The 26,702-nt window shown below is 50.4% G+C and carries 26 protein-coding genes; 20 read left to right on the forward strand and 6 right to left on the reverse strand.

The window, feature by feature from the left end:
- Positions 1–282 (forward strand): hypothetical protein (locus HMPREF0658_RS11735; RefSeq protein ID WP_006948774.1); only part of this gene is annotated, 282 nt, incomplete at its 5' end.
- Between the two features lie 16 nt (positions 283–298).
- On the opposite strand, the gene HMPREF0658_RS04060 is transcribed toward HMPREF0658_RS11735, so the two are convergent.
- Positions 299–880: a GNAT family N-acetyltransferase gene (locus tag HMPREF0658_RS04060; RefSeq protein ID WP_006948775.1), complete on the reverse strand. Its 582-nt coding sequence runs from the start codon at positions 878–880 to the stop codon at positions 299–301.
- A gap of 98 nt (positions 881–978) precedes the next feature.
- Between HMPREF0658_RS04060 and HMPREF0658_RS04065 the strand changes: the two genes are divergently transcribed.
- The 9 genes from HMPREF0658_RS04065 to HMPREF0658_RS04105 all read left to right on the forward strand — a co-directional run bounded on the left by HMPREF0658_RS04065 (position 979) and on the right by HMPREF0658_RS04105 (position 9,766).
- Positions 979–1,521 (forward strand): LOG family protein, encoded by a 543-nt coding sequence (locus HMPREF0658_RS04065; protein WP_006948777.1) that lies wholly within the window; start codon positions 979–981, stop codon positions 1,519–1,521.
- Positions 1,522–1,603: 82 nt separating this feature from the next.
- Positions 1,604–2,167: a DUF4199 domain-containing protein gene (locus HMPREF0658_RS04070; protein WP_006948778.1), complete on the forward strand. Its 564-nt coding sequence runs from the start codon at positions 1,604–1,606 to the stop codon at positions 2,165–2,167.
- A 12-nt stretch (positions 2,168–2,179) separates the two neighbouring features.
- Positions 2,180–3,142 carry a glycosyltransferase family 2 protein gene (locus HMPREF0658_RS04075; protein WP_024991001.1) on the forward strand — a complete coding sequence of 321 codons (963 nt, stop codon included), beginning with the start codon at positions 2,180–2,182 and terminating at the stop codon, positions 3,140–3,142.
- On the forward strand, positions 3,130–3,621 hold the full coding sequence (locus HMPREF0658_RS04080; RefSeq protein WP_024991002.1) for a DUF6452 family protein: 492 nt from the start codon (positions 3,130–3,132) through the stop codon (positions 3,619–3,621). The genes HMPREF0658_RS04075 and HMPREF0658_RS04080 overlap by 13 nt, the downstream gene beginning before the upstream one ends.
- Positions 3,622–3,631: 10 nt before the next feature.
- The gene (locus HMPREF0658_RS04085; RefSeq protein WP_139047710.1) at positions 3,632–4,261 is read left to right on the forward strand and encodes a DUF6048 family protein; all 630 of its coding nucleotides are present in this window, start codon (positions 3,632–3,634) and stop codon (positions 4,259–4,261) included.
- Positions 4,262–4,287: 26 nt separating this feature from the next.
- Positions 4,288–5,316, forward strand: coding sequence for an FAD:protein FMN transferase (locus tag HMPREF0658_RS04090; protein ID WP_006948782.1), 1,029 nt, complete (start codon positions 4,288–4,290; stop codon positions 5,314–5,316).
- Positions 5,317–5,333: 17 nt separating this feature from the next.
- Complete coding sequence (locus HMPREF0658_RS04095) at positions 5,334–6,020, forward strand: Crp/Fnr family transcriptional regulator (RefSeq protein ID WP_006948783.1); 687 nt, start codon at positions 5,334–5,336, stop codon at positions 6,018–6,020.
- Positions 6,021–6,234: 214 nt separating this feature from the next.
- The gene (gene rnr / locus HMPREF0658_RS04100; protein WP_006948784.1) at positions 6,235–8,433 is read left to right on the forward strand and encodes a ribonuclease R; all 2,199 of its coding nucleotides are present in this window, start codon (positions 6,235–6,237) and stop codon (positions 8,431–8,433) included.
- 286 nt (positions 8,434–8,719) lie between these two features.
- Complete coding sequence (locus HMPREF0658_RS04105) at positions 8,720–9,766, forward strand: XAC2610-related protein (protein ID WP_036883983.1); 1,047 nt, start codon at positions 8,720–8,722, stop codon at positions 9,764–9,766.
- Between the two features lie 958 nt (positions 9,767–10,724).
- Here HMPREF0658_RS04105 and HMPREF0658_RS04110 read toward each other — a convergent pair.
- From HMPREF0658_RS04110 to HMPREF0658_RS10625, 3 genes are read right to left on the reverse strand one after another with little or no spacing between them, the layout of a single operon-like run.
- On the reverse strand, positions 10,725–11,066 hold the full coding sequence (locus tag HMPREF0658_RS04110) for a DUF5056 domain-containing protein (protein ID WP_051524464.1): 342 nt from the start codon (positions 11,064–11,066) through the stop codon (positions 10,725–10,727).
- Complete coding sequence (locus HMPREF0658_RS04115) at positions 11,056–11,586, reverse strand: RNA polymerase sigma factor (protein WP_036883993.1); 531 nt, start codon at positions 11,584–11,586, stop codon at positions 11,056–11,058. Before HMPREF0658_RS04115 ends, HMPREF0658_RS04110 begins: the two co-directional genes overlap by 11 nt.
- A gap of 20 nt (positions 11,587–11,606) precedes the next feature.
- The gene (locus HMPREF0658_RS10625) at positions 11,607–12,287 is read right to left on the reverse strand and encodes a DUF6249 domain-containing protein (protein ID WP_139047712.1); all 681 of its coding nucleotides are present in this window, start codon (positions 12,285–12,287) and stop codon (positions 11,607–11,609) included.
- 105 nt (positions 12,288–12,392) lie between these two features.
- On the opposite strand from HMPREF0658_RS10625, the gene HMPREF0658_RS04125 reads away from it, so the two are divergent.
- The 4 genes from HMPREF0658_RS04125 (at position 12,393) to HMPREF0658_RS04140 (ending at position 15,965) form a co-directional block, all read left to right on the forward strand.
- Positions 12,393–13,808 carry a methyltransferase RsmF C-terminal domain-like protein gene (locus tag HMPREF0658_RS04125; protein WP_006948790.1) on the forward strand — a complete coding sequence of 472 codons (1,416 nt, stop codon included), beginning with the start codon at positions 12,393–12,395 and terminating at the stop codon, positions 13,806–13,808.
- A complete protein-coding gene (locus HMPREF0658_RS04130; protein ID WP_024991004.1) occupies positions 13,805–14,599 on the forward strand; it encodes a thymidylate synthase in 795 nt (264 codons plus the stop codon). Before HMPREF0658_RS04125 ends, HMPREF0658_RS04130 begins: the two co-directional genes overlap by 4 nt.
- Before the next feature lie 34 nt (positions 14,600–14,633).
- Positions 14,634–15,116, forward strand: coding sequence for a dihydrofolate reductase (locus HMPREF0658_RS04135; protein WP_006948792.1), 483 nt, complete (start codon positions 14,634–14,636; stop codon positions 15,114–15,116).
- A 189-nt stretch (positions 15,117–15,305) separates the two neighbouring features.
- Positions 15,306–15,965: a porin family protein gene (locus HMPREF0658_RS04140; protein ID WP_006948794.1), complete on the forward strand. Its 660-nt coding sequence runs from the start codon at positions 15,306–15,308 to the stop codon at positions 15,963–15,965.
- Positions 15,966–16,135: 170 nt separating this feature from the next.
- Here HMPREF0658_RS04140 and HMPREF0658_RS04145 read toward each other — a convergent pair whose 3' ends face one another.
- Positions 16,136–17,143, reverse strand: a complete 1,008-nt coding sequence (locus HMPREF0658_RS04145) for a 2-oxoacid:ferredoxin oxidoreductase subunit beta (RefSeq protein WP_024991005.1) — start codon at positions 17,141–17,143, stop codon at positions 16,136–16,138.
- A gap of 71 nt (positions 17,144–17,214) precedes the next feature.
- Entirely contained in the window at positions 17,215–19,065 is a 1,851-nt protein-coding gene (locus HMPREF0658_RS04150; protein WP_006948797.1) for a 2-oxoacid:acceptor oxidoreductase subunit alpha, read from the reverse strand.
- A 516-nt stretch (positions 19,066–19,581) separates the two neighbouring features.
- On the opposite strand from HMPREF0658_RS04150, the gene sppA reads away from it, so the two are divergent.
- From sppA to HMPREF0658_RS04180, 6 genes are all read left to right on the forward strand, one after another.
- Positions 19,582–21,357, forward strand: coding sequence for a signal peptide peptidase SppA (gene sppA / locus HMPREF0658_RS04155; RefSeq protein WP_006948798.1), 1,776 nt, complete (start codon positions 19,582–19,584; stop codon positions 21,355–21,357).
- A gap of 38 nt (positions 21,358–21,395) precedes the next feature.
- Positions 21,396–22,568: a tetraacyldisaccharide 4'-kinase gene (gene lpxK / locus HMPREF0658_RS04160; protein ID WP_006948799.1), complete on the forward strand. Its 1,173-nt coding sequence runs from the start codon at positions 21,396–21,398 to the stop codon at positions 22,566–22,568.
- On the forward strand, positions 22,453–23,262 hold the full coding sequence (locus HMPREF0658_RS04165) for a purine-nucleoside phosphorylase (protein WP_006948800.1): 810 nt from the start codon (positions 22,453–22,455) through the stop codon (positions 23,260–23,262). The genes lpxK and HMPREF0658_RS04165 overlap by 116 nt, the downstream gene beginning before the upstream one ends.
- Before the next feature lie 25 nt (positions 23,263–23,287).
- Positions 23,288–24,400, forward strand: a complete 1,113-nt coding sequence (gene thiL / locus HMPREF0658_RS04170) for a thiamine-phosphate kinase (protein WP_006948801.1) — start codon at positions 23,288–23,290, stop codon at positions 24,398–24,400.
- Positions 24,401–24,938: 538 nt separating this feature from the next.
- The gene (locus HMPREF0658_RS04175) at positions 24,939–26,162 is read left to right on the forward strand and encodes a site-specific integrase (RefSeq protein WP_004377326.1); all 1,224 of its coding nucleotides are present in this window, start codon (positions 24,939–24,941) and stop codon (positions 26,160–26,162) included.
- A complete protein-coding gene (locus HMPREF0658_RS04180) occupies positions 26,159–26,548 on the forward strand; it encodes a virulence RhuM family protein (protein WP_006948802.1) in 390 nt (129 codons plus the stop codon). Before HMPREF0658_RS04175 ends, HMPREF0658_RS04180 begins: the two co-directional genes overlap by 4 nt.
- The last annotated feature ends 154 nt before the right edge of the window (positions 26,549–26,702 follow it).

The following is a 26,702-nucleotide window of genomic DNA, read 5'->3' on the forward strand; positions in this document are numbered from 1 at the left end:
GATATGAAAAGATGCAAAGAATTTGAGATTTCTCTGCATAAGATTTACACCTTGTTTATATATAGGATATGTTACACACAGTTGAATCATGGCGGCAAAGGTAAAGTTAATTCTGCAAACAGCCAAACTTTCCGCTTCCTTTTTGTAATAGTCCTTCCGTTATTTGATGCTCAAAAGTTCGAGACTTTATCTTTTCAAAGCCGTAAAGTGACGGATGATAAGTCGGTATTCGTACCCCGTACAGATGGCATTCATACGTGGTACAGATGGCATCGTTTGTAGGTGCGGAAGAGTGTTTTCATACCCGACGGGGGAATACGATTTGCAGATGACGCATGGCATGACCACCCCACATGGCATCGTTGACATAGCAGAAACCAATGCGGCGATACAGGCGTTCTGCATTTGGATTGCCTTTGTCTACGAGCAATCCCACGGCCGGCAGGCAGAGCATCTCGGCACGCGATACGGTAGCCCGCAGCAGCGCCTCGGCCACACCTTGTTGCCGATAGATATCGGTTACGGCCAAACTGTCGATATAGAGTTCTCCCGTCTGGGTCTCATCGTCCATCGCAGAGAAGTCTCGCCCGAATGTGTCGCGTACCTCTTCTATAAAAGCACGGCGCAAGGTGTGAAGAGCAGCGCCATCGTAACTAACGCAGATGCCCGCTAAGTCTCCCTCGTCGGTCATTGCCACGAGCGTGTTGCGGTAACTGTATTGGGTGTCGTCGCGTGCTACGAGGCGTGTCATCAGGCTTTCAAACTCAGCCAATGTATGTCCTTCTCCGGCAAAATGCAGACAACAGTCGTGGTTCATCGCCAGCATGATAAGGCGTGCAATGGCATGCGCTTGTGCAGGGTGGGCAGCAATGATATTCATCGGTTTGTATCGTTTTGTGCGCAAAGGTACGGTTTTTCCGACAGACGATGCACTTTCTCAAAAGAAAGCGGTAAATTTGCACACAACAAAATGCGAATATGAAGATAGCTATATTCTGCTCTGCCAACAACAACATTGACAAAGCATATTTTGAGAAGACGGAAGCCTTGGGGCGATGGTTGGCTAAGCGCGGCGACGACGTGGTATGCGGAGGCTGCAACATCGGGCTGATGGAGTGTGTGGCTCGTGCTGCGCATGAGGCAGGGGCACAGGTCGTGGGGGTCGTTCCTCGCATGGTGGAACGTGAAGGGCGCAGTTCCGAATATCTTGACGTTGAGATACTGTGCGACAACCTTAGCGATAGAAAAGACCTCATGCTTGCCAAGAGTGATGTTTCCATCGCCCTTCCGGGTGGCATCGGCACGCTGGATGAGATTTTCTCCATGGCGGCCTCTGCAACAATCGGTTATCATCGCAAGCCCGTCATTCTCTATAACATAGCCGCATTTTGGTCACCTCTCGTGACTTTTCTCGACTATTTGGAAACGCAACACATGATTCGCGGTGATTATCGACGCCTCATCCAAGTGGCCAACACGCTTGAGGAATTGGACTGTTGTCTGTCGCGAATAGGTCGGTAAAACATGAGAAAATGGAAGGGAGATAGGCTTATCTGAGATAAATTACGTAATTTTGCATTCATGATATAACCAATAAAGGGTGATGGCATCAATAGAAACATACAAATTGGTCAGGGCATGTGCCCGCATCGACGGGGGATGGTTGGGGCTGATATGGGTAGTGAGCTTTTCCTGCTTGATAGGTGGCATCAGCTATCCTATGGTTCAAAGCGGGTTTACGGTGCTGGCATTGCTGAGTCCTTTCTTTGTGGCATCGCGATTGAAACGGTTTCGGAACAACAGCCTAAACGGCACTATCGGCTTCTTTGGAGCACTCTCTTATTCGCTTTACTGCTTTTTCTATGCGGCTTTAATCTTAGCCATGGCACAGTTCGTCTACTTTCAATACATAGACCAAGGCTATTTTATGGGGCAAATCGTGGCTTCGCTCACCAAACCGGAGATGAGACAAGTGCTGATGGCTTACGGTATGACGCAGACGCAGTTGGACACAGAGCTGAATCTGCTGTCGCAGACGCGTCCCATCGATTTTGCTATTTCCTTTCTTTCATTCAACATTCTGATAGGGGCGATGCTGAGCTTACCCATCGCCTTATTGCTGAAATCAGACAGGCCGTTGGATACAAACACAAACAACAAACATTAATATTCCGAGATGATAGACATATCTGTTGTAATACCTCTCTATAACGAGGAAGAATCGATACCGGAGCTATATACATGGATAGACCGTGTGATGCGTGAAAACAACTTCTCTTATGAAGTGATATTCGTGAATGATGGGTCTACGGATCGTTCATGGGAAGCGATAGAAGAGATAGGGCGTAAGAGCGAAACGGTGAAAGGTATCAAGTTCCGTCGCAATTACGGCAAGAGTCCTGCCCTGTATTGCGGATTTAAAGAGGCACAGGGGAAAGTGGTGATTACCATGGATGCCGACCTGCAAGACTCACCCGATGAGATTCCGGCGCTGTATCGCATGATTACGGAAGAGAAATATGACCTCGTATCGGGCTACAAACAAAAGCGTTACGACCCGTTATCGAAAACCCTACCTACCAAACTTTTCAATGCTACGGCACGGAGAATCAGCGGTATACACAACCTCCACGACTTCAACTGTGGCCTAAAAGCATATCGCAAAGACGTGGTCAAGAACATAGAGGTATATGGAGAGATGCATCGCTACATCCCCTATCTGGCTAAGACAGCAGGGTTTAGCAAGATTGGCGAAAAGGTGGTGCACCACCAAGCCCGTAAATACGGTTCGTCTAAGTTCGGGATGAATCGTTTTTTCAATGGCTATCTCGACCTTATTACCCTTTGGTTCTTAAGCAGTTTCGGACGGAAACCGATGCACGTATTCGGGCTTCTGGGCACTTTGATGTTTCTCATCGGTCTGTTCTCGGCCTTTATCATCGGTGCCGACAAGCTGTGGGCTTTGTATCACAACATTCCCCAGCGACTTGTCACAGATTCGCCCTATTTCTATCTCTCACTGACGATGATGATAATCGGTACCCAATTGTTCCTTACCGGCTTCATAGGCGACCTTGTGAGCCGTTCGGCTGCAACGAGAAACGATTACCAAATAGAGGAGACCATCCGATGCGAAAAGTGATAGGTAGCTGCACCATGGCTGTACTTTTGTTGTGCGCTTCGTGCTCCACCATAGACTGTCCGTTCAACAACATGGTGCACACCGTTTATGGTTTCTACAACACTTCAGGGGTAAGAGCCTCGCTGAAAGACACGCTTACTGTTTCCACTACTAAGGTTTCGGGTGTCGACTCCGTGCTTATCAATAAAGATATTAAGGTAGACAGTATCCGCGTGCCCATGAGCTATGCCCAGCAAGAAGATGCCTTGTATTTCCTTTTCAAAGACACGCTGGGCACAGAAGTTACGGATACGCTGCGGATAAAAAAGACCAATCAAGCCCATTTCGTGTCGCCCGACTGCAATCCGGCATACTTCCACGAGATAATCGGCATTACCCATACACGCCACAAGATAGATTCCATTGTCGTCAATCGAAGAAATGTAACCTACGATGCTTCCAAAGAACATCTTAAAGTATATCTGCATTCAGGCAATTAGCATGTTGCTCATGATACCCGTCGAAGCATTTGCACAACGGGAGAAGTTGCCCACAGCTCCGAAAGACAGCATACCGCTGTTCAGAGGGGTTGCCGTATCGGTCGACATGTTAGGCATGATACAAAGACAAGTGAGCGACTACGGACAGTATGAAGCAGCCCTGAGAGTAAACCTGAAAGACAAGTATTTCCCCGTACTTGAACTCGGAATAGGCGAGGCCGACCATACCGAAGAATCCACCCGCATCCATTATGCTGCGAAATCCCCGTATGCGCGTGCCGGCATGGATTTCAATCTGATGCGCAACAAGCACGACATCTATCGGCTTTACGGAGGGGCACGCTATGCTTATTCGGCATTTAAATACGACTTGTTCAGCCCGGGCATAACAGACCCGAATTGGGGAGGAACGGCGGAGTATAAAGCCAGCAACGTGAAGTGTTACTACCATTGGCTGGAATTTGCCTTCGGACTTGATGCCAAGATTACAGGTGCATTGCGCATGGGCTGGAGCCTGCGTTACAGACGCCGACTCTTTCACAACGAAGGAGCGCTGGGCAACGCATGGTACGTGCCCGGCTACGGCGTGGCATCCAATGCCCGTATCGGCGGGACATTCCATGTAACGATTGAATTTTAAGACCATTACCAAATACAATACCCACGATGACAGACAACAAACGTAGCAAGCGTCTCCTATGGCAGATACCCCTGCTGGCCGTGCTCATTGCAGGCACTGTTCTCATTATCAGGCAGCAACAGTCGATGCCCTACCAACACGACAGCGGATTCGTGTTCGGCACCGTCTACAACATCACCTATCAGCATGAGACAAACATGAAAGCAGAGATTGAAGCCGAGCTGCGAAAGGTAGACCGCTCGCTCTCCACCTTTAATAAACAGTCCGTCATCTCGTCCATCAATCGCAACGAACGAGTAAGGGTAGACGATATGTTCCGTCGGGTATTCACACTGGCCGAAAGCGTCTCCCGCGAGACCGATGGTGCCTTTGACATCACCGTAGCACCGCTTGTTAATGCGTGGGGATTCGGATTCAAAAGCGGCATCACGCCCGACAGACATCGCATAGATAGCTTGCTTCACATCACAGGATACAAGAAAGTGAAACTCGCAGGCGACTATGTGCAGAAGGCCGATCCCCGCATCATGCTCGATTGCAATGCCATTGCGAAAGGTTACGGATGCGATGTGGTGGCCGATTTCCTGCGTACCCGGGGTGTGCGGAACTTCATGATAGAGATAGGCGGCGAGGTAGTGACCAGCGGAATCAATGCCAAGCGACTGCCATGGAAGATAGGCGTAACGAAGCCTACAGACGATTCGCTCAACATCACGGGCGAGATACAAACCGTACTCAACGTCACCGACAAGGCCATGGCTACCAGCGGCAACTACCGCAATTTCTACTATAAAGGCGGTAAAAAATACGCTCATACCATAGACCCTGCCACAGGCTATCCCGTGCAGCACAACATTCTGTCGTCTACCGTGCTGGCTGCAGACTGCGCCACCGCCGACGCCTACGCCACTTCGTTCATGGTGATGGGGCTTGAGAAGGCACGCCGCGTGCTCCACCGTCACCCAGAGCTGATGGCCTATTTCATCTATACCGACGCCCAAGGGCGTAATGCAGTGTGGTTCTCACCCTCACTACGCGATAAAATTAGGCAATAACACGCGTTTTCTATCCCATGCTTCCCGACCATTTCCCCCAACGTCTGGCCACCCTGCCGCTGTTTCAGGGCATGAGTCGCGACGACCTCGAGCATGTAGCCTCCCATACACCCTTCTTCTTTGCCCGCTACAATAAGAACAAGCCCTTGATACAAGACGGGGACGCCTGTCAGCGGCTCCACTTTCTCATCCGAGGAAGTCTCGTTGCCACCCATTATTCAGACAACCACACTTACAGCCTTTCAGAGACCGTAAATGCCCCCGAAGTGCTGCAAATAGAGCACCTGTTCGGTCTTCACCAGCACTACTCTCGCTCTTTCTTCACCCGCACAGACTGTATGCTCGTTAGTCTCGACAAGGCCGACGTGGTACGTTTGGCCGACGAATATCTCATCTTTCGCCTCAATCTCCTCAATATGCTCTCCACCCGATGTCAACGGGTAGCGCGTAATCCTTGGCATGCTCGCCCTACCGACCGCCGAGCACTCATCGTGCAGTTTATAGAGGAGCGATGCCTCCGTCCCGCCGGAGAGAAGTGGCTCGCCATTAAGATGGAACGACTTGCCGCCGAACTCAACGACAGCCGTCGCCACATCTCAGCCACGCTTCGCAGTATGGAACGCGACGGACTTATCATTCTGCGTCGCGGACTTATACGCGTTCCGGCCATGGAACTGATTTATTTCCAACGCGTTACCAAGTAAGTACGACCCACGTTTCACCACCGTCCGAAAGCAGGTCAGTGAGCGAACCGATTTCTGCTCACCAGCAGACTTTTTTCTACTCACCAGCAAAATTCATTCTGCTCACCAGCAAACTTTGCTCTGCTCGCCAGCCCATTCCCAAAAATCAGTAACAATACTTGCATAACACCGTTTTTTTTCCTTACTTTGCAGCAAACAAAAACAGAAACCTACCATGACAAAAGGAAAAAAAGCAGGGAAAAAACGTATGAGCAAACGACAACTGACCGACAGGCTCGTGGCGTTTTTCCAAGAACAACCCGATAGAACATTGAGTTTCAAAGACATATTCCGACAACTCAAACTCGACACCCACCCTTTGAAGATGATGGCTATCGACATCATGGAAGAGCTGTCGTGGGACGATGTGCTCGCGAAAGTATCCGATAACGCCTATAAACTGAGCACTGCTTCACAGGTGCAGGAAGGCGTCTTTCGCCGTAAGTCCAACGGCAAAAACTCCTTCATAGCCGACGGCAGCGACAAACCCGTGTTCGTGGCAGAGCGCAACTCCATGTTCGCACTCGACGGCGACCGTGTGCGCGCATCGCTGATGGCACGCCGTCCCAACCACATCAAAGAGGCGCAAGTGGTGGAGGTGCTCTCCCATGCCCGCGACACATTCGTGGGCAAGTTGCGCGTAGAAAAAGACTTTGCCTGCCTCGTGACCGAGGGCAACATTTATGCGCACGACATCATTATCCCCAAGCGACGACTCAAAGGCGGACACACAGGCGACAAGGCTGTGGTGAAGATTACCCAATGGCCTGGCCGCGAATCGAAAAACCTCGTGGGCGAAGTGGTGGACGTGCTCGGAGCCTCGGGCGACAACGACGTGGAAATGAACACCATTTTGGCACAGTATGGCCTGCCCTATAAGTATCCGAAAGCCGTGGAAGAGGCGGCAGAAAAGATTTCAGGCGAGATTACAGAGACCGACCTCCGCGAGCGCGAAGACTTCCGCGATACATTCACGTGCACCATCGACCCCCACGATGCCAAAGACTTCGACGATGCGCTCTCCATTAAACGCCTCGACAAGGGACTTTGGCAGGTGGGCGTACACATTGCCGACGTGTCACACTACGTTGCCGAAGGCTCCATCATCGACCGTGAAGCGCAGAAACGCGCCACGTCCGTCTACCTTGTAGACCGCACCATCCCCATGCTGCCCGAACGGTTGTGTAACTTCATTTGCTCGCTCCGCCCCGATGAAGAGAAGCTGGCCTATAGCGTCATCTTCAATCTCGACGACAATGCCGACATCAAAACATGGCGATTGGCACACACCGTGATTCGCAGCAATCGCCGCTATGCCTATGAAGAGGTGCAACAGATTCTCGAAGACAACGGAGTGAAAGACGGCACCGGACAACCTGCTCCGCCCGCTCCCAAGGGTGGCTATCGCGGAGAAAACGCCGAAGCACTCATCACCCTCGACCGTCTGGCAAAGCATCTGCGCAACAAACGTTTCAAAGGCGGTGCCGTGAAGTTCGACCGCGAAGAACTTCACTTCGACATTGACAAGACGGGAAAGCCCGTGCGCGCCTACTTCAAGATGTCGAAAGATGCCAACAAACTCATCGAGGAGTTTATGCTCCTTGCCAACAAAACCGTGGCCGAGAGCGTAGGCATGGTAAAAAAAGGTAAGCCCAAAACACTGCCCTACCGCATACACGATGCACCCGATCCTACCAAACTCGAAACATTACGTCAGTTTATCGTGAAGTTCGGCTATAAACTCAAGACCGCCGGTACCAAGGGCGAAGTCTCGCGCAGTCTCAACAAGTTGCTCGACGACGTACAAGGACGCAACGAACAGAAACTCATCGAGACCGTTGCCCTACGCGCTATGATGAAAGCCAAATACAGTGTTCACAACATCGGACACTACGGGCTGGCGTTCCCCTACTACACCCATTTCACCAGCCCTATCCGTCGCTATCCCGATACCCTCGTGCATCGTCTCCTTACCCGTTACCAAGCGGGCGGACGCAGTGCGAATAAAGAGCATTACGAAGAACTGTGCGAACACGCCAGCGACATGGAACAGATAGCCGCCAACGCCGAACGCGACTCCATCAAGTACAAGATGGTGGAGTTTATGGCCGACAAATTAGGCGAGACCTATGCCGCACACATCAGCGGCATCACCAGCTACGGCATCTACTGCGAGATAGACGAAAACCACTGCGAAGGCATGGTGCCCATACGCGACCTCGACGACGACTACTATGACTTCGACGAGCGCAACTACTGCCTCGTAGGACGTCGCCGCCATCACAAGTATCAGCTGGGCGATGCCGTCTGCATACAGGTAGCCCGGGCTAACCAAGAGAAGCGACAACTCGACTTCACTTTGGTGGACAAATAGCCCATTATCGCCCGCTATAATGCCCGTCTGCTCCTCTTAACATGGGGCGCAGACGGACATTCCTTTGGATTTCGAGCCGAAAAAGGTTGCCGGCCCTTCCCTATACAAACGCCACCTGTGTCACGCACAAACGCCATCTGTACAGGGCACGGATGCCGACTTATCAATCGTCACGTTACGACCGTGAAAAAATACAATCTCGAACTTTTGAGCATCAAATACTAAGGAATCATCACAAAATAAGGCAAGAAGCGCGTATTTGTGTACCCCATAAAGCATTCTTGCTATGAGAAACATCGATATGACATCCATGAAGTTGAAAATATTTATCCTGATGTTGCTATTGCAAGTGCCCATATTGGCTTCGGCACAAGTCATATTCACAGTAGACGGATTCTCGGACGAATACTACGGAAAGGTGTATATTGCAGACACTTCAGAGGTGTTCAGCCCCGGATGGATTGCCATCTATGAGCAAGAAACCGGCAAAGAGCTCATCTGCGAAGAGGCCGAAGAACTGACCTATGAACTACACGATGGCAAACTGCTGGCCAATATCGCAGAACGACCCTACGGAGAATACAGCGGAATACTCTACGACGACTTCAACTTCGACGGCAAGAAAGACTTCGCCATTATGGACGGGCAGTACAGCTGTTACCACGGTCCGTCGTATCAAATCTACCTTGCAACGGAAAGCGGATTCGTACAGAGTCCCGAATTTACGAGATTGGCACACGAATACTGCGGCATGTTCAGCATCAACGATGAGGAGAAGACCCTCTTTACCATGGAAAAAGACGGTTACGGTTGGCACAAGTTTTCCACTTTCGTGGTAGAAAACAACGAACCTAAGTTGGTGAATGCCATGACAGAAGACTTACGAAACGCACCTTTTGAAACCTATATAGAAGAGGTTTGGAACGGGGAACAAATGCAGGTAGATACCTTGTGCACCTTAAACCTCGACACAGAGGGTCTGAGGAAGATACTGTCGTTTCGTGTCGGAAAAAGCGACAAAGAAGTGGTGCTTTTCAGTATGTACGACGGGAGTTTGTACTATGTGTTGCTGCAACCCGACGGACAAATAGAATTCTCATTCCCTGTGGGAATAGAAAACGAGCCACCTGCTTTTACATACTTCCCCCACAAGGGGCTTTTAACTTTTAGGAATGAAGATGCCGTCTATACCATCTATAACCGACCGAAAGCGGTGGGTATAGAAATCACTACCGGTGGGAAAAACTATGTATGGCGGGGCAAGGTTACCAGCCGTGAGGGTTCGCTTCGACGGCTTCTAAAACCACAGTTAGACAATGTGGCCATCCAATAATATTGTCCTGCCAGCTTTCCGCCATCCTCTCGGGGGCTTCGCTTGATTCGACGACCAAGGCATAGAGGTTGTCTTACCGCTTCACGTTCTGTTTTGTGCCGGTGGATTCTCAATCACACTCGTCGCTCCACCCCCGCCTGTATTCTATCGTCCCTTGGGGCTATTGAAAAAGAATTATTGCTGTCCGGTAGCCCTTAATTCGCATAAAAATCCTTGCGGGATTGCCTTTATATAGGTAATTCCGCATTTTTTTTGAAAACCAAGCCTCCCTAATGAAATAAATCAAGTTCTTTTGGTGGCGCATTTGCTTTTTCAGTCATGATGATGAGTTCATCGTTCTGCGAATTTCCATGCACGAGATGAAAATCGATTGGCAATGAGTAAAAACTGTCATCCGCCAGCGCAGATGGCAGAAAATTATCAAAAAACTGTCATCTGCCAGCGCGGATGGCAGAAAATAATCAAAAAACTGCCATCGTCCACGGCGGATGGCAGAAAATGACTCAAAAACTGCCATCGTCCATGGAAGATGGCAGAAAAAACCTCGTTTGAATTTCAGCGCCTAACTCTTATATACGGAAAAGGTTTATAGGGGACAGTAATAGATAAGATTCTTCTATCCCGAGCTGCTGTTATAACAGTACGAGACGCAATGTCAGTGCTATAAGCGCGTAATAGGTCAGCCCTGCACGTAGCGCAGGGTATAGGACGTTTCCCTAAATGGAGCACTGTAGGTGCGACAGAATCTCACAACCGATACGACTTGCGCAGAGAACGGTTGCCGACCTTTCCCGGTACAAAACGCCAACCTGTATGGGGCACGGATGCCGACTTATCAATCGTCAATTTACGACCTTAGGATGCTTGCTTACCCTATGTTTGCATCAGGGGGGGGTAAACGCAAAAGCCATCCGTACCCATCGGATACGGATAGCAAGTGGAAAATATAAACGAGGAATTATGGCTCGGAAGTAACGGCATTGTAGCCCGCAACGAGCGTAAGCACCACAAGCCCGCCTGCGAAAGTAAGCGGTTGCATGTGTACAATGTCGATGGAATGGGCACAAGTGGCGGCATAGCCCACGATGTCTGCCCAAATATTGGAGCAGTCGTTCCACCCTTGCAGTAATACGAATGCCGCTACACCGGCTGCGGCACATATGGCCGTCCATATACGGTTTATCCGTCGTGCCGGCACGGGGAGGCGCCGCATCACACGTTCGGTAAAACCGTTGTCTTCTATCTCGGGCATGTGCTCGGCGAAGAAGTCTTGTATGAGTTGTTCGTGATTATCTGTCATATCCATTCTTTTTTAGATAGTCGGCCAGTCGTTGCTTACCTCGTGCGAGATGAGATTTCACTGTGCCGGCGGGCATATCGGTGATTTGTGTGATGCGGTCGATGGAAAGTCCGTCCATCAGTTGCAGTGTGATGCAGGTGCGCTCTTCGTCTCTCAGCAGTGCGAGTGCGCGGTAGAGGTCTATTTTCAGACCATCGTCGGATCGGTGGGTGAGCTGCAAGGCGGCGGCAGTGGCATCGAGGTCGGTTGTGAGTCGGTGTTGGCGGGTGTAATCGTAGAACACATTATAGGCAATCTTCATGAGCCATGTGGAGAAGCCGGCCATACCGCGAAACGAGGTGATGTGCATGTAGGCTTTCACAAAGGTGTCTTGTGCAAGGTCATCGGACAGTTGAATATCGCCCAGCGTGTGGTTCAGGAAGAACCGCCTCACGGACGACTGGTATTTCCGTACAAGGGCGTCGAACGCTTTCTTGTCGTGGAATACAGCCGCCTTCGTGACGAGGGAAATATCATTCATACGATTCACAGCACGTCGTGTTAGAGGTTATCGGGCGTGGAAGTGTCGTCGTGCCGGTTCCATTTGCGTGCCGAGGTGCGGGCGATGAGTGCCTGACCTACGCCGTAGAAGAATATCAATCCGCCGATACCGGCAAGTTCTTCGGCTCCTAAGCACAGGAACATGATGGCGAGACCTACTCCGAGTGCTCCGTTTTTGATGCCTCGTTTCCATAGATATTCGTCTGTTTGACGGTCTGTGTGCAGAAATTCTTGCGGTAAGGTTTGTCCCGATTCTATGGCTTTCTCTGCAAGTTTGTATTTCTGGTTACGACCTTTTATCATCCAATATGCAATGAAACCTATCAGGATGAACGGGGCAAGGGAGGCAAGGATGAGGAAGATGATGAAGAGGGGGGCAGCGAAAGGATTGTATTTATCCGACGCCATCTTTTCTTTCCACATACTTGACCATGACGGGGTGGAATCGTCGTCGAAGTCGGGTGGGTTGTAGTTAGAGGCGTAATCGTCGCTGTCATCGTCTTCCGAGGCGTTTGCACCGCGCGAAGTGGTGTCGGAATAGGCATTGATAGTGGAAGGGTCGGCTCCCTTTTTGCCTACGGTGCCCACCTTGGCAGGGTCGTGGCGGTGTTTCGGAGTGGCTTGTACAGCCGTGGTAGTGAGGGCAAAGAGTGCCAACAATGTAAACAGATACTTTTTCATAATCATTTGTTTGTGTTTGTTTTTTCTGTTTATTAGACGTAGTAAGCAGGTAATAAGTTGCATCAGCGTGTTTTTTTTTTAATTTTGTAGCCGTTACAATGAGGTATGATGACTTTTCCTGCCGATTTTGAAAGCTATGTGCGCCGTCTGTTGGGCGGTGGAAATGATACACTTTTCCTGCACGCGATGGAGGAAGAACCGCCGGTGAGCCTGCGGCTGAACCCTTTTAAGGTGTCGACCGATGCGGTCGGATTGCCCGATTTCGATGCACGTGTGCCATGGTGCAGCGAGGGTGTTTACCTGCGGACGCGTCCTCCGTTCACATTCGATCCGCTCTTGCATGCCGGCTGTTACTACGTGCAGGAGGCATCGTCGATGTTTCTTCATCGCATTCTTCGGCAATACGTCACCTCGCCGGTGACCATGCTTGACCTTTGTGCTGCACCGGGAGGAAAATCCACTGTGGCAAGGGCGGCATTGCCGGCGGGAAGTCTGCTGTTTTGCAACGAGCCTGTTCGTTCGCGTGCAGCCGTATTGACAGAGAATCTGATGAAGTACGGGCATCCTGATGTTGTCGTTTCCTGCAACTCGCCGGTTGATTATCATCGGTCGGGATTGCTGTTCGACGTGATTCTCGCCGACGTACCTTGCTCCGGCGAAGGCATGTTTCGCAAAGACGAAAGCACCATGGCAGAATGGAGCGTGCAGAACGTGACGGCATGCAGTCGCCGACAGCGCGACATCGTGTCCGAGACATGGCATTGCTTGCGTGGTGGCGGTCTGTTTATCTATTCCACTTGCACCTTCAACACCATGGAGAACGAGGAGAACGTGGCTTGGATAGTGAGAGAATTGGGAGCCGAAGTGCTGCCCGTAGACGTGGAGCCCGAATGGGGTATTACCGGCTCCTTGCTGTCCGGCTATGCGGCACCCGTCTATCGTTTCCTACCGGGCAAGACCCGTGGTGAGGGACTTTTTGTGGCCGTACTGCGCAAACCCGATGAGGGCGAATTGCCCACCCATCGCAGTTCCATGAAAGGGAAGACTGTCAGCCGTGGGAATTCCGCCCGCGATGCCATCGCCCTTTCATGGTTGAAGGACGGGGAGGCGTTCGTGATGCATCGGAAAGACGACAAACTCGTGGCCGTACCCCGCGCGTGGGCAGAAACATATCATGCAGCGGAGTCTTCACTACGTATCATCCACGCCGGTATCACACTCGGCACGCAGAAAGGGAAAGACCTCATCCCCGCTCCGTCGCTGGCACTCTCTGTGTCGCTCTCTCAGTCGGCATTCCCCCGCGTGTCGCTCACCTACGGGCAGGCGATGAGTTATTTGCGCAGGGAGACCGTGACCCTTTCGACCGACACGCCGCGGGGTTTCGTTTTGCTCACTTTCAACGGTATTCCTATCGGTTGGGCAAAACACCTCGGCAACCGAACCAATAACCTCTACCCACAAGAATGGCGAGTGAAAAGCTCGCATATACCGCAACATTATCACCCGATTATCACGATATGAAACAGTATCTCGACTTGCTCCACCTCCTGCTGACGGAAGGTACAAAGAAAGGCGACCGTACCGGCACAGGTACGCTCAGCGTGTTCGGCCATCAAATGCGCTTCCGTATGGAAGACGGCTTCCCGCTGCTTACCACCAAGAGGCTACACCTCAAGTCTATCATCTACGAACTGTTGTGGTTTCTCAAGGGAGACACCAACGTGCGCTACTTGCAGGAACACGGAGTGAGTATATGGGACGAATGGGCTGATGCAAATGGAGACTTAGGCCCCGTCTACGGCCATCAGTGGCGTTCGTGGGCTGGCCCCAAGGGCGAAACCATAGACCAGATACAGGGCGTGCTGAACCAACTGCGACAAAACCCCGACTCCCGTCGCATGATTGTCAGTGCATGGAACCCCGCAGAGGTAGACAGTATGGCCCTGCCGCCGTGTCACTGCCTGTTTCAGTTCTATGTGGCGGAGGGCAGACTAAGCCTGCAACTCTATCAGCGGTCGGCCGATACGTTCTTGGGTGTGCCGTTTAATATCGCCTCTTACGCGCTCTTGCTGCTAATGATGGCACAGGTAACGGGATTGCGTGCCGGCGATTTCGTCTATACTACAGGCGACACTCACCTGTATCTGAACCACACGGAGCAGGCTCGTCTGCAACTCACTCGCACGCCTCGCCCCCTGCCGACGATGAAGCTCAATCCCGACATCGCCGACCTCTTCTCTTTCCGTTACGAAGATTTCCAACTCTCAAACTACGACCCTTACGACCACATCAAGGCCGATGTGTCGGTATAAACGTCATCTTCTCAACCTCTCATCCTTATTTCTCATGCATATCAACATCATTGCCGCTGTGGCAGAAAACCGTGCTATCGGCTATCAAAACAAACTGCTCTACTGGTTGCCCAACGACCTGAAACGCTTCAAAGCCCTCACGACGGGGCATACCATCATCATGGGACGGCGCACGTTCGAATCTCTACCCAACGGCGCACTGCCTCATCGGCGCAACATCGTGCTGAGTACAACCGTCCGAAACTTTGAGGGATGTGACACCTATACCTCGCTTGAGGAGGCGCTGTCGCACTGCTCACCCGACGAGGATGTATATATAATAGGTGGGGCGCACGTTTATCGGCAGGCTATCTCCAAGGCCGAGCGTCTCTATCTCACAGAGATTGCCGACACACCTGCTGCTGCCGATGCTTTCTTCCCTGCCTATCATGAATGGCGGGAGGTGCAACGCGAAACTCATCCCGCCGATGAAAAACATCCGCATGCCTATGCTTTCGTAGATTATGTTAGGGCATAGATAGCAGGTTTATCGCAACGTTTTCGCCCAGACATAAGGGACTTTGCAGTCCTGAAATCATTTATTTTTAGAGTAAAAGATGTGTTGCAACCATAGCACACGACGTTTCCATGCTGTGAAAACAAAGTCTTTGCTTGCTTGGTATGGTTTTTTCTCCTATATTTGCAGCGTAAAACAAACTATTTAATCATGAAAAGAATATTACTTGCGGCAGCTCTGTTGCTGTCATTTATGGGTGTTTTCGCACAGGCCGAAGAGGGCGATTACACGTGGCAACCGCGTTTCGGATTGAGTTACTCCGACTTTAGGGGCAGCGATGCCAAGGGCTATACGCCTCGGATAGGATTCATTGGAGGTATTGATTTCGAGTATCAAGCCTATGAAAAGTGGAGTACTTCGGGGGCTATTCTCTTCAATTCACAGTGTGTAAATGCAGATGTTGCTGACTATAGCAACTCTTTCATTCGCATGAACTACCTGCAAGTGCCCGTTCTTGTGAACTATTACGCAGCAAAGGGACTTGCCGTAAAGGCCGGCTTGCAGTTGAGTTATCTCCTCAATGCCAAAGTTTGTGGCAAGAAAGATGGCAGGACAGAGAAGGTCGGAATTACAGACCGTTGCAACAGAATCGACATTGCTATCCCTATCGGTGTATCCTATGAATACCGGAACTTTGTGGTGGAAGCCCGTTATAATGCCGGACTGCTGAAAGTGTTTGACAAATTCTTCATGGGCAGTTCTTTGCAACCGGTAGAGAAAATATACAATAGCAACTTCTCACTGACCATCGGTTACAAGTTTGTGATGAGCGGTTCGGAATACGACCCCATTAAGGTCACAACATTCTAAGGCGAATGAAACAACGCGGGAGGACAACTCCCTGATGCTTCCTTCTTAAAAAGAGCAATCCCTTTCCCGAGTTATCGTCGGGAAAGGGATTTGTTTTTGGTCGTTTGTCATCTGTCTGTAATGCTTCGATACCCTGTTTGCATCGTTGCACACCGACAGCAATCAACCGTTTATTTCACCTCCCAAATGTCGTTGGTTTCCAGCAATTCCATGAAGTTATGATACTTCTTCTTGCCTTTCACCTCTTCTATCTGGGCATTCACAGCCTGATCGTAGGTGGGTGCGTCCACGTCTCTAATCACACCGAGTGCAATGGGGAAGCCATGTTCGTTGTCCATGAGTGCGAGCTTCATTTGCAGCGTGTGGTCTTCGGCATGTGCATCGTGGATGAGCACGTCGTCTATCGTTGCGCCGTTTTCACCAATTTTGATAACCTTCAGCCCGAAACCTTCCTGCGCAATGCCGTATTCGTTGTTCTCGCCGAAGAGCATCGGCTCTCCCTGACGCAGGTAGATGGAGTTTTTCTTACGGCCTTCCTTGTTGTAAACGGGGTCGTAAACGCCATCGTTGAAGATGACACAGTTCTGCAATATCTCGCAAACAGAAGCTCCTTTGTGCTTCTGTGCAGCTTTCAGAATTGCTATAATTTCGGCATTGTCGCTGGCTACGGCACGCGCGAAGAAATGTCCTCGTGCACCAAAACACAGCTCTGCGGGGCGGAACGGGTCTTCCACCGTACCGTAGGGGCTGGACTTGGAAACGAAGCCACGCGGTGAAGTGGGCGAGTATTGCCCTTTGGTCAGACCGTAGATGCGGTTGTTGAGCAGGATGATATTGATGTCGATATTACGGCGCATGGCATGAATGAAGTGGTTACCGCCGATAGCCAAACCGTCGCCATCACCGCTAACCTGCCATATATTCAGGTCGGGATTCACCACTTTGGCACCTGTTGCGATGGCTGCAGCTCGTCCGTGGATGGTCTGCATGGCATAGGTGTTCACGTAGTAGGGCAGTCGGCTGGAACATCCGATGCCCGAGATAACGGCCGTTTGATAAGGGGGGATGCCTATTTCGGCCATCGCCTTGTGCATGGAAGCCAAGTAGAAATGGTCTCCACAACCAGGACACCAGCGCGGTTGTCCTTTCTTATAATCTGTTGCTGTATATTCCATGATGTGTATTTTTTATCTGTTCGTGGGTCGGAGGGAAAGAGAATGCTCTTTACCCGTCCGACGTTTTCACTTTGTTATTTGCTTAATAATTTTTCAAAAGCTGCTACAAGTTCTTCCACCACGAAAGGTTGTCCCTTTACTTCGTTGTATTGGAAAGGTACGAATCCGTCTACTTTGGCACGCAGATAGGCAGCAAACTGTCCGAGGTTCTGCTCTGCCACCACGGCTTTGGGATACTTTTTCAGCACTTCGGCGGTGTTTTTGGGGAGCGGATTGATGTATTTGAACTGTGCCAGAGCCACTTTCTTTCCTTGTGCACGCAAGGTTTCCATGGCTGAATAGAGGTGCCCGTAGGTGCTTCCGAAGCCGATAAGAAGCAGTTCGGCGTCGTCTTTATCGCCTTGTACTTCCACGTTTGGTACTTCGATGCGTGCCACTTTGTCGGCGCGCAGGTGTACCATCAGGTTGTGGTTCTCGGGTTCTGTGGAGATACTACCCGTATTGCTGTCTTTTTCGAGACCGCCGAGGATGTGTTGATAGCCCTCTGTTCCGGGGATAGCCCAATAGCGGGCGTTGGTTTTCGGGTCGCGTTTGTAGGGCGAATAGTTGCCTTTCATCTCCGGAGTAGCATAGTGTGGATGAATCTCTGCCAGGTTTGCTATGTTAGGGAGCTTCCATGCCGACGAACCGTTAGCGATGAATGCGTCGGTAAGAAGTATGACCGGTGTGAGATGTTCCAAAGCTATCTTGGCTGCCATGTAAGCGGCATCGAAGCAATCGGTAGGACTTGTTGCGGCGATGACAGGCATGGGCGACTCTCCGTTGCGGCCGTAAAGGGCTTGCAAAAGGTCGGTTTGTTCGCTTTTTGTAGGCAGACCGGTAGACGGACCGCCACGCTGTACGTTGATGACTACGAGCGGCAACTCGTCGATGACAGCGAGGTTGATGGCTTCAGACTTCAGACATACGCCCGGACCAGAGGTAGATGTGGCGGCCAAAGCTCCTGCAAAAGCTGCTCCGACGGAGCTGGCGCAACCTGCAATCTCGTCTTCGCACTGTACGGTAATCACACCCATGCTCTTATGTTTTGAGAGTTCGTGCAGGATGTCGGTTGCCGGTGTGATGGGATAGGAGCCTAAGAAGAGTTTCAGGCCTGCCTTTTCGGCAGCAGCCATCAAGCCGTAAGCCGTAGCCTTGTTGCCGGTGATGTCCATATAGCGGCCTTTTTCTTTGGTCTTCGATTCTATTCTATAGGTAGAAGGCACAGAGGCATGCACGTTGTGGCCATAGTCGTAGCCGGCATGTACCACTTTGATATTGTTCTCGGCTACGCCCGGTTTCTTTCCGAACTTCTCTTTCAAGAAGTTCTCCACCAGCTCTAAGTCGCGGTTGAATAGCCAGCAGACAAGTCCGAGAGCAAACATGTTTCGGCTCTTCAGCATGGATTTGGTGTCCATACCTGTGTCGGCAAGACAGTCTTTCACCATTTGCGTGATGGGACAGGCCACCACTCGGTCTTCGTCAATGCCCATTTCAGCCAGATAGTCTTCAGTGGCAAACTGTGCTTTCCTTAGGTCTCCGGCTTTGAAACTATCGGTATCGATGATAATCGTTGCCGATGGTTTGGCATACTGGTACTGTGTTTTCAGCGCGGCGGCATTCATGGCCACCAGCACATCGCACTTATCGCCGGGCGTATAGACGCGTCCCTCGCCGATATGTACCTGAAATCCCGATACGCCATTCAGTGAACCTTGCGGAGCGCGAATGTCTGCGGGATAGTCGGGGAATGTTGAGATACCGTTACCAACAGTGGCAGAGACTGTTGAAAAGATGTTTCCAGCAAGCTGGATACCGTCGCCGGAGTCGCCGGAAAAGCGCACAACGACTTGTGATAATTCTTTGACCTCTAATTGTTCAGCCATAGTAGAATAATTTAGTCTTAATAGATTTTCTTGTTCTGTGTAGATTAACAGATGCAAAGGTGTGAAATATAATTGAGATAACAAAATGTTTTCAAAGTTTTTTCGTTGCCTTTTTTATGTTGTGTCGGTGAGCTGTCAGAAAAGAGGAAAAATCATGGCTGCATGCCGGCATCCTGCTCCTGTGTTTTGAAAGCTATGCTTTAGCATGCTCAGAGCTATGCTCCAACGCGATGAAAGCTATGCTTTTACAACATCAAAGCATAGCTTTCTCTATCTCTCACCCATCCTCTTGTTTTTCAGACACTTACGTTCTCCGAGACAAGCGCATACCTGCGTTGCCCTGTTCGGGGAGCGAGAGTCTGTGCGAAGCATGGCATTCGTATGCTGTATAGTGCACTTTTTGCTTGTTCGAACGAAATTCTAAAAGCTCGTAAAAAACAGACGAAAGACGTGCCGGTATGAATATATTTTCTTATATTTGCATATTCATTACACATATATATAATAACCGCATCGATGAAAGACTTTTTTAAATATGTATTGGCTACCGTTGTAGGCGGTTTGCTCTTAGGCGTTGTGAGCATTTTCATAGGGTTGATGAGCATCGTGGGCATGCTCGCATCGGAATCTCAGACAAAAAACGTGAGTGAAAACTCCGTGCTGGTCATGAACATGGCTGGTGTCATACAAGACAAAACCCAACCCAACATACTCGGAAAACTGACGGGAGAGAACATCGCCCAGCTCGGATTATCCGACATCCTTTCTGCTGTAAAGAAAGCCAAAAACAATGATGACATCAAAGGCATTTACATAGAAGCAGGCCTTTTACAAGCCGATTACGCCACGTTGCAGGAAATTCGCAATGCGTTTCTCGACTTCAAGAAGAGCGGGAAATGGGTCATTGCATACGCGGATGATTATTCTCAAGGAGCATACTATCTGGCTTCAGTAGCCGATAAGATATACATCAACCCGCAAGGAACGCTCGATTGGCACGGATTAGCTGCCCGCCCCGTATTCTATAAAGACCTTTACGCGAAGTTCGGCGTGAAGTATCAAGTGGTGAAAGTGGGGCGTTACAAGAGTTTTACCGAGCAATATACGGAAGAAAAGATGAGCGATGCCAACCGCGAACAGGTGTCGGCATTTCTCAATGGCACATGGAAAGACATCTGTCAGGCTGTTTCCGAAAGCCGAAAGATAAGTGTAGACTCGCTCAATGCCTATGCCGACCGCTTTATGCTCTTGACGGATGCAAAAGAATTGCTGAAATACCGGATGATAGATGGGCTGCTCTATGCCGACCAAATCAAGCCAGAGGTGTGTAAACGCTTGGGTATCGAACCGGATAAGGACATCAACCAGCTGAGCATTGCCGACATGGCAAACGTAAAAGAGGGAAGCAGCGAGGGAGAACAGATTGCCGTTTACTATGCCGAAGGCGGCATCGTGCAGACTTCTCTCTCTGGGACGTTCTCCGGCGGACAGGAGATTGTGGCGCAAGACGTATGCAAAGACCTGAAAGAACTCATGGAGGACGATGATGTGAAAGCAGTGGTTATCCGCGTCAACTCACACGGCGGCAGTTCCTACGCTTCCGAACAGTTGTGGCACCAGATAACAGAGCTGAAGAAAAAGAAGCCTGTGGTAGTGTCGATGGGCGGCTATGCGGCTTCCGGAGGTTATTATATGAGTTGCGGAGCCGATTGGATTGTAGCCCAGCCAACTACGCTTACAGGTAGTATCGGCATCTTTGGTGCATTTCCCGATATGAGCGGCCTGCTGACGGAAAAGTTGGGTGTAAGGTTCGATGAGGTGAAAACCAACCGCAACAGTGCCTTCTCTTTCATAAGAACAGCTCACCCATTTAATGCCGAGGAGACAGCACTTTTGCAGGCATACGTCAACCGTGGTTATACGCTCTTCCGCAAACGTGTGGCCGATGGTCGCAAACGAAGTGTAGAAGCCATAGAGAACATGGCACAAGGTCATGTATGGACGGGGCGCGATGCTTTGCGGATAGGACTCGTAGACCAGCTCGGAGGCCTCGACGAAGCCATTGCCAAGGCGGCAAAGTTGGCCAAGCTCGACGAATATTATACGGAGAATTATCCCGAAGAGGCAGATTTCATAGACCAATTGTTCGCATCTGTGGGGCGCAGAAGTTATCTCGACGACCAGCTGCGGGCTGCTCTCGGCGAATACTACCAACCCTTTGCCAACATGAAAAAACTGAATGAGAGCGACCCGATACAAGCGGCGTTGCCTTTCTCATTCAGCATCAGATAAACGGAGCGGCATCACAAAATCAGCAAAAGGTAAACGGCATGGAAGGCGATTTCATCAAAATAAACGAGTGGTTACGGCCTATCAGTTGGTTGTACGGGCTGGGAGTGCGCTTTCGCAATCAACTTTTTGAGTGGGGAGTGTTGAAGAGCCGGTCGTTCGACGTGCCCGTTATCGCAGTGGGAAACATTACCGTAGGCGGTACAGGCAAAACACCGCACGTAGAATATCTCGTGAAATTGCTGAAAGAAGAGGCGCAAGTGGCCGTATTGAGCAGAGGTTACAAACGGAAAAGCCGCGGCTATGTGCTGGCCGATGCCGACATCCGCATGCAGGATATTGGAGATGAACCGTACCAGATGCACAAGAAGTTCGAGAACGTTTACGTGGCAGTAGACCGTAACCGCTGCGCAGGCATCGAACATCTGATAACGGATGAGGCGACGAAAGATACCGATGTCGTCTTGCTCGACGACGCTTTTCAGCATCGGTATGTGAAACCGGGGCTCAACATTCTGCTGGTAGACTATCACAGACTTATCATCTATGATCGTCTTCTGCCTGCAGGCCAACTGCGGGAACCGAAAGAAGGAAAGCTGAGAGCCGACATCGTTATCGTTACGAAATGTCCGGCAAGCCTTAAGCCGATGGAGTTTCGCGTGCTAATGAAGACCCTCGAACTCTATGCCTACCAAGACTTGTATTTCACTACGCTGACCTATGGACGGATGAAGACCCTTTTCGGTAGCGAAGAGAAAGCATTGGAAGACCTTGGAAAGAAGATACATGTTCTCCTGCTCACGGGCATTGCATCGCCCAAACAATTAACAATAGACTTGGAACCTCATTGCGGAGATATTGTGCAGATGGCTTTTCGCGATCACCATCGCTTTACGAAACGCGATGTGGAGCGCATCAATGAGCGGTTTGCCGCTATGCCGTCGCCTAAAATAATCATCACAACCGAGAAAGATGCCACAAGACTTTCCGGCCTCGATGGATGGAGCGAAGAGGCAAAAGGAGCTTTGTTCGTGTTGCCGGTGGAAATCAAATTCATGTTGGAACAGGAAAAGAAATTCAATCATAAAATAATAAGCTATGTACGAAAAAATTCAAGAAACAGCATCCTGGCTGAAAGAACGGATGACCACAGCCCCCACCACAGCTATCATTTTAGGAACGGGACTGGGACAATTAGCTTCAGAAATCACTGATACTTACGAGTTTCCATACAGCGAGATTCCTCATTTCCCCGTTTCTACGGTGGAAGGTCATGCCGGCAAATTGATTTTCGGTAAGCTCGGCGGCAAAGATATCATGGCCATGGAGGGACGTTTTCATTATTACGAAGGTTACGACATGAAAGAAGTAACCTTTCCCGAACGCGTGATGTATGAATTGGGTATCAAGACGCTCTTTGTTTCCAACGCTTCAGGAGGCATGAATCCGGAGTTTAAAATAGGAGACCTGATGATTATCACCGACCACATCAACTTCTTCCCCGAGCATCCATTGCGGGGCAAGAACTTCCCCACCGGACCCCGATTCCCCGATATGCACGAACCTTACGACAAGCAATTGATAGCACAGGCCGATGCCATCGCCCGTGAAAAAGGCATCCGCGTGATGCACGGTGTGTACGTGGGCGTGCAAGGTCCCACGTTTGAAACCCCCGCAGAGTATGCCATGTACCATCGATTGGGCGGCGATGCTGTGGGCATGAGCACAGTTCCCGAGGTTATCGTGGCCAGACATTGCGGCATCAAAGTGTTTGGTGTGAGCATCATTACAGACCTCGGACTGGAAGGACAGCCTGTGGAGGTGAGCCATGAAGAGGTGCAAGTGGCAGCTAATAAGGCACAGCCGCTGATGACAGAAATCATGCGCGAGATGATAAAGAGAAACTGAAGCAATCATCACAGGCTGGCACTACATGACAGAAATAGCAACATTGGGCGAGTTCGGCCTTATCCGCCGTCTTACAGAAGACATCAAACCGCAGAATCCCTCCACGCGTTACGGCGTGGGAGACGATTGCGCCGTACTGCATTATCCCGACAAAGAGGTGCTCGTAACCACGGATATGCTGATGGAAGGCGTGCACTTCGACCTCACGTATATCGATATGCGACAGCTCGGTTATAAGTCGGCGATGGTAAACATGAGCGACATCTTCGCCATGAACGGCACACCGCGACAGCTCATCGTCAGCATAGCGTTGAGTAAACGCTTCACGATAGAAGACACGGAGGCTTTCTACGACGGATTGAAAGCGGCTTGCGCAAAGTGGAAGGTGGACATTGTGGGCGGAGATACGACGTCGTCTTACACGGGGTTGGCTATCAGTATTACCTGCATCGGCGAAGCTGCGGCGGGCGATATTGTTTATCGCAACGGTGCCAAAGACACCGATTTGATTTGCGTAACGGGTGATTTGGGGGCATCGTACATGGGGCTGCAACTCCTCGAACGCGAGAAAGCAGTGTATTATCAGCAAGTGGAAGAGGCTCAGAAAAAGGGCAACCGACAGGCGTTGGATAGCTTGAAAGACTTCCGTCCCGACTTTGCAGGTAAGGAATATCTGCTTGAACGACAGCTGAATCCGGAAGCACGGGGCGACATCATTGCCCAGCTGCGCGAAGCAAACATTCGTCCCACGGCGATGATGGATATTTCCGACGGGCTGAGCAGCGAACTGTTGCACATCTGTAGCCAAAGCAACTGCGGTTGTAGGGTATATGAGAAATCGTTGCCCATCGATTATCAGACGGCTGTGATGGCAGAAGAATTCAACATGAATGTCACAACCTGCGCCATGAACGGCGGTGAAGACTACGAGCTGCTCTTTACTGTGCCCATCGGAGACCATGCCAAGATTGAGGCAATGGAGGGTGTCCGACTGATTGGACACATCACGAAGCCCGAGTTCGGACACCTGCTTGTGACGCGCGATGGCAACGAGTTTGAGTTGCGGGCACAAGGTTGGAATCCGTTAAGCGCCGGCGACGGTGTCGATAAAGTCGATACGCCGAATCCCCGTTCATAGCTTCGCCCCCGAAAATAGAGAAGTAAAGCAGTGTCTCTGTGGTGTGGATTGAATGACTCAACCTCACCACAGAGATATTTTTCTTCCCCTGCATGCCATGATGAAATTCACATCTTTTTACGTGAGTTCGGGTTAAGAAAGTTCTTATAAAAGTTGGTAATCTCGTTGTTTTTGTAACTTTATATTTGAAAATCAACAACTTACAAAACAACCAAGCGATGATTACCAAAGACAAAGTTACTGAAAATCGCTGTAATATTTGCATAAAATCAGCAGTTTAACGCAATTGGGCTTGATTATTAAGGATATACGGCGCAAGCCGCAGAAAATCCGTCAACTGCAACGAGGCAGTAATATGCGGATTATTGCGACAGAAAGGTTTTCAAATCGTTACCCGAAAGCAGGGTAACCGCCTCCACCCAAAAGGAGAAAAACTGCGATTTTTCGTGCATCCGTTGCTGTTGCTTCATTGCTCCATATTTTGCATAGCAGAGTTAGGCTCTTTCATGTTTAATTTTGCAACCAAAAAGAAAAGGCAATGGCAAGAAGCACATTCAAGGTGCTGTTCTATGTGAACGGCAGCAAGGAGAAAAACGGTATCGTCCCCATCATGGGACGTGTTACAATCAACGGCACGGTGGCACAGTTCAGCTGCAAGCGCACCATTCCGAAGGAACTTTGGGACGTGAAGGGCAACAGGGCTAAAGGCAAGAGCAAGGAAGCCATCGCCACCAATCTCTCGCTCGACAACATCAAGGCGCAAATCATCAAGCACTACCAACGGCTTTCCGACCGTGAGGCGTTCGTCACGGCAGAGATGGTGCGCAATGCCTATCAGGGGCTGGGCAGCGAGTACGACACCCTGCTCAAATCCTTTGACAGGGACTGCGCCTCCCTACTCAAGCGTGTAGGCAAGGACAGGAGCATGGGAACATACAAGGTGATGCTCAGGGCAAGGAACAACACGGAAAAGTTTATCCGCTACAAGTACAACCGCAGCGATATGTCGATGCTCGAACTCACCCCCGACTTCATCAGGGACTTCGCCGTGTACCTCAGCACGGTGAAAGGAAACAGGAACGCCACTATCTGGCTGAACTGCATGTGGCTCAAGGGCGTGGTGATGCGTGCGCACTTCAACGGCAAGATACCCAGAAATCCGTTTGCTCAGTTCCATGTCAGTCCGAACACGAAGGAGCGTGAGTTCCTTACGGAGGACGAGCTGAAGACGCTGATGTCGCACGAGTTTGCCGACAGCCACTCCGCCTTCGTGCGTGACTTGTTCGTCTTCGCCTCCTTCACCGCCCTTTCGTTCGTGGACTTGAAGGAACTCACCACCGATGAGATAGTGGAGGTGAACGGCGAGAAGTGGATAGTTGCGAAAAGACACAAGACGCATATTCCGTTCCAAGTGAAACTGCTTGATGTCCCCCTGCAAATCATTGACAGATACAGACCGTTCCAGAAGGACAACTCTATATTCGGGGACATCAACTACTGGACGGTCTGCAAGAGGCTCAAGAAGGTCATGAGCGAGTGCGGCATCACAAAGGACATTTCCTTCCACTGCGCAAGGCACGGCTTTGCGACATTGGCACTCAGCAAGGGCATGCCCATCGAGAGCGTGAGCCGCGTACTCGGACACACGAACATCGTAACCACGCAACTCTATGCGAAAATAACCACCGAGAAACTCAACACCGACCTCTCCATGCTCGGCAGCAAGCTCAACGCATCATTCGGCAAAATCAAAATGGCATGACAATGAAAGGAGAAGACATAAACGGCAATGCCCGTCGGATAATCACGATGGACGAACACGGGAACATCACCGTACCCAAAAGGGAAATATGGATGGGCGAGTATGAGATTGCCGACCTGTTTGGCGTGTTCGGGCATACTATCCGCACGCAGGTCAAGGAAATATACAAGTCTGGGCTGCTGCATCCCTGCACGGCAGAGAGGAACATCAAGATAGCGGAGGGGCACTGGCTTGATGCGTACAGCCTTGAAATGGTCATAGCCCTTGCGTTCCGCATCAAGTCGCAAAGGGCAAAAAGGCTTCGGAAGCATGTCGTCGCAATGCTGACCGAACGGCACGAAAGGTTTGTCATGCTCCTTCCTGCACGGGCAGGCAGTCCCTGCTGAAACACCTTGACAGAGGTTTATAGAGGTTTATCCCCATCGACACAAGGGGATAAACCTTTTTCTTTTTGGGTGGTTGAAGGGCAGGGATAATAGTCAGGAACGAGTCGTATAGGACTGCCGGGAAAAGAAAAACATACCGAACACAACTTCTTTT

Origin of the sequence: Hoylesella marshii DSM 16973 = JCM 13450, from assembly GCF_000146675.1 — a bacterium.
GTDB lineage: Bacteria > Bacteroidota > Bacteroidia > Bacteroidales > Bacteroidaceae > Prevotella > Prevotella marshii.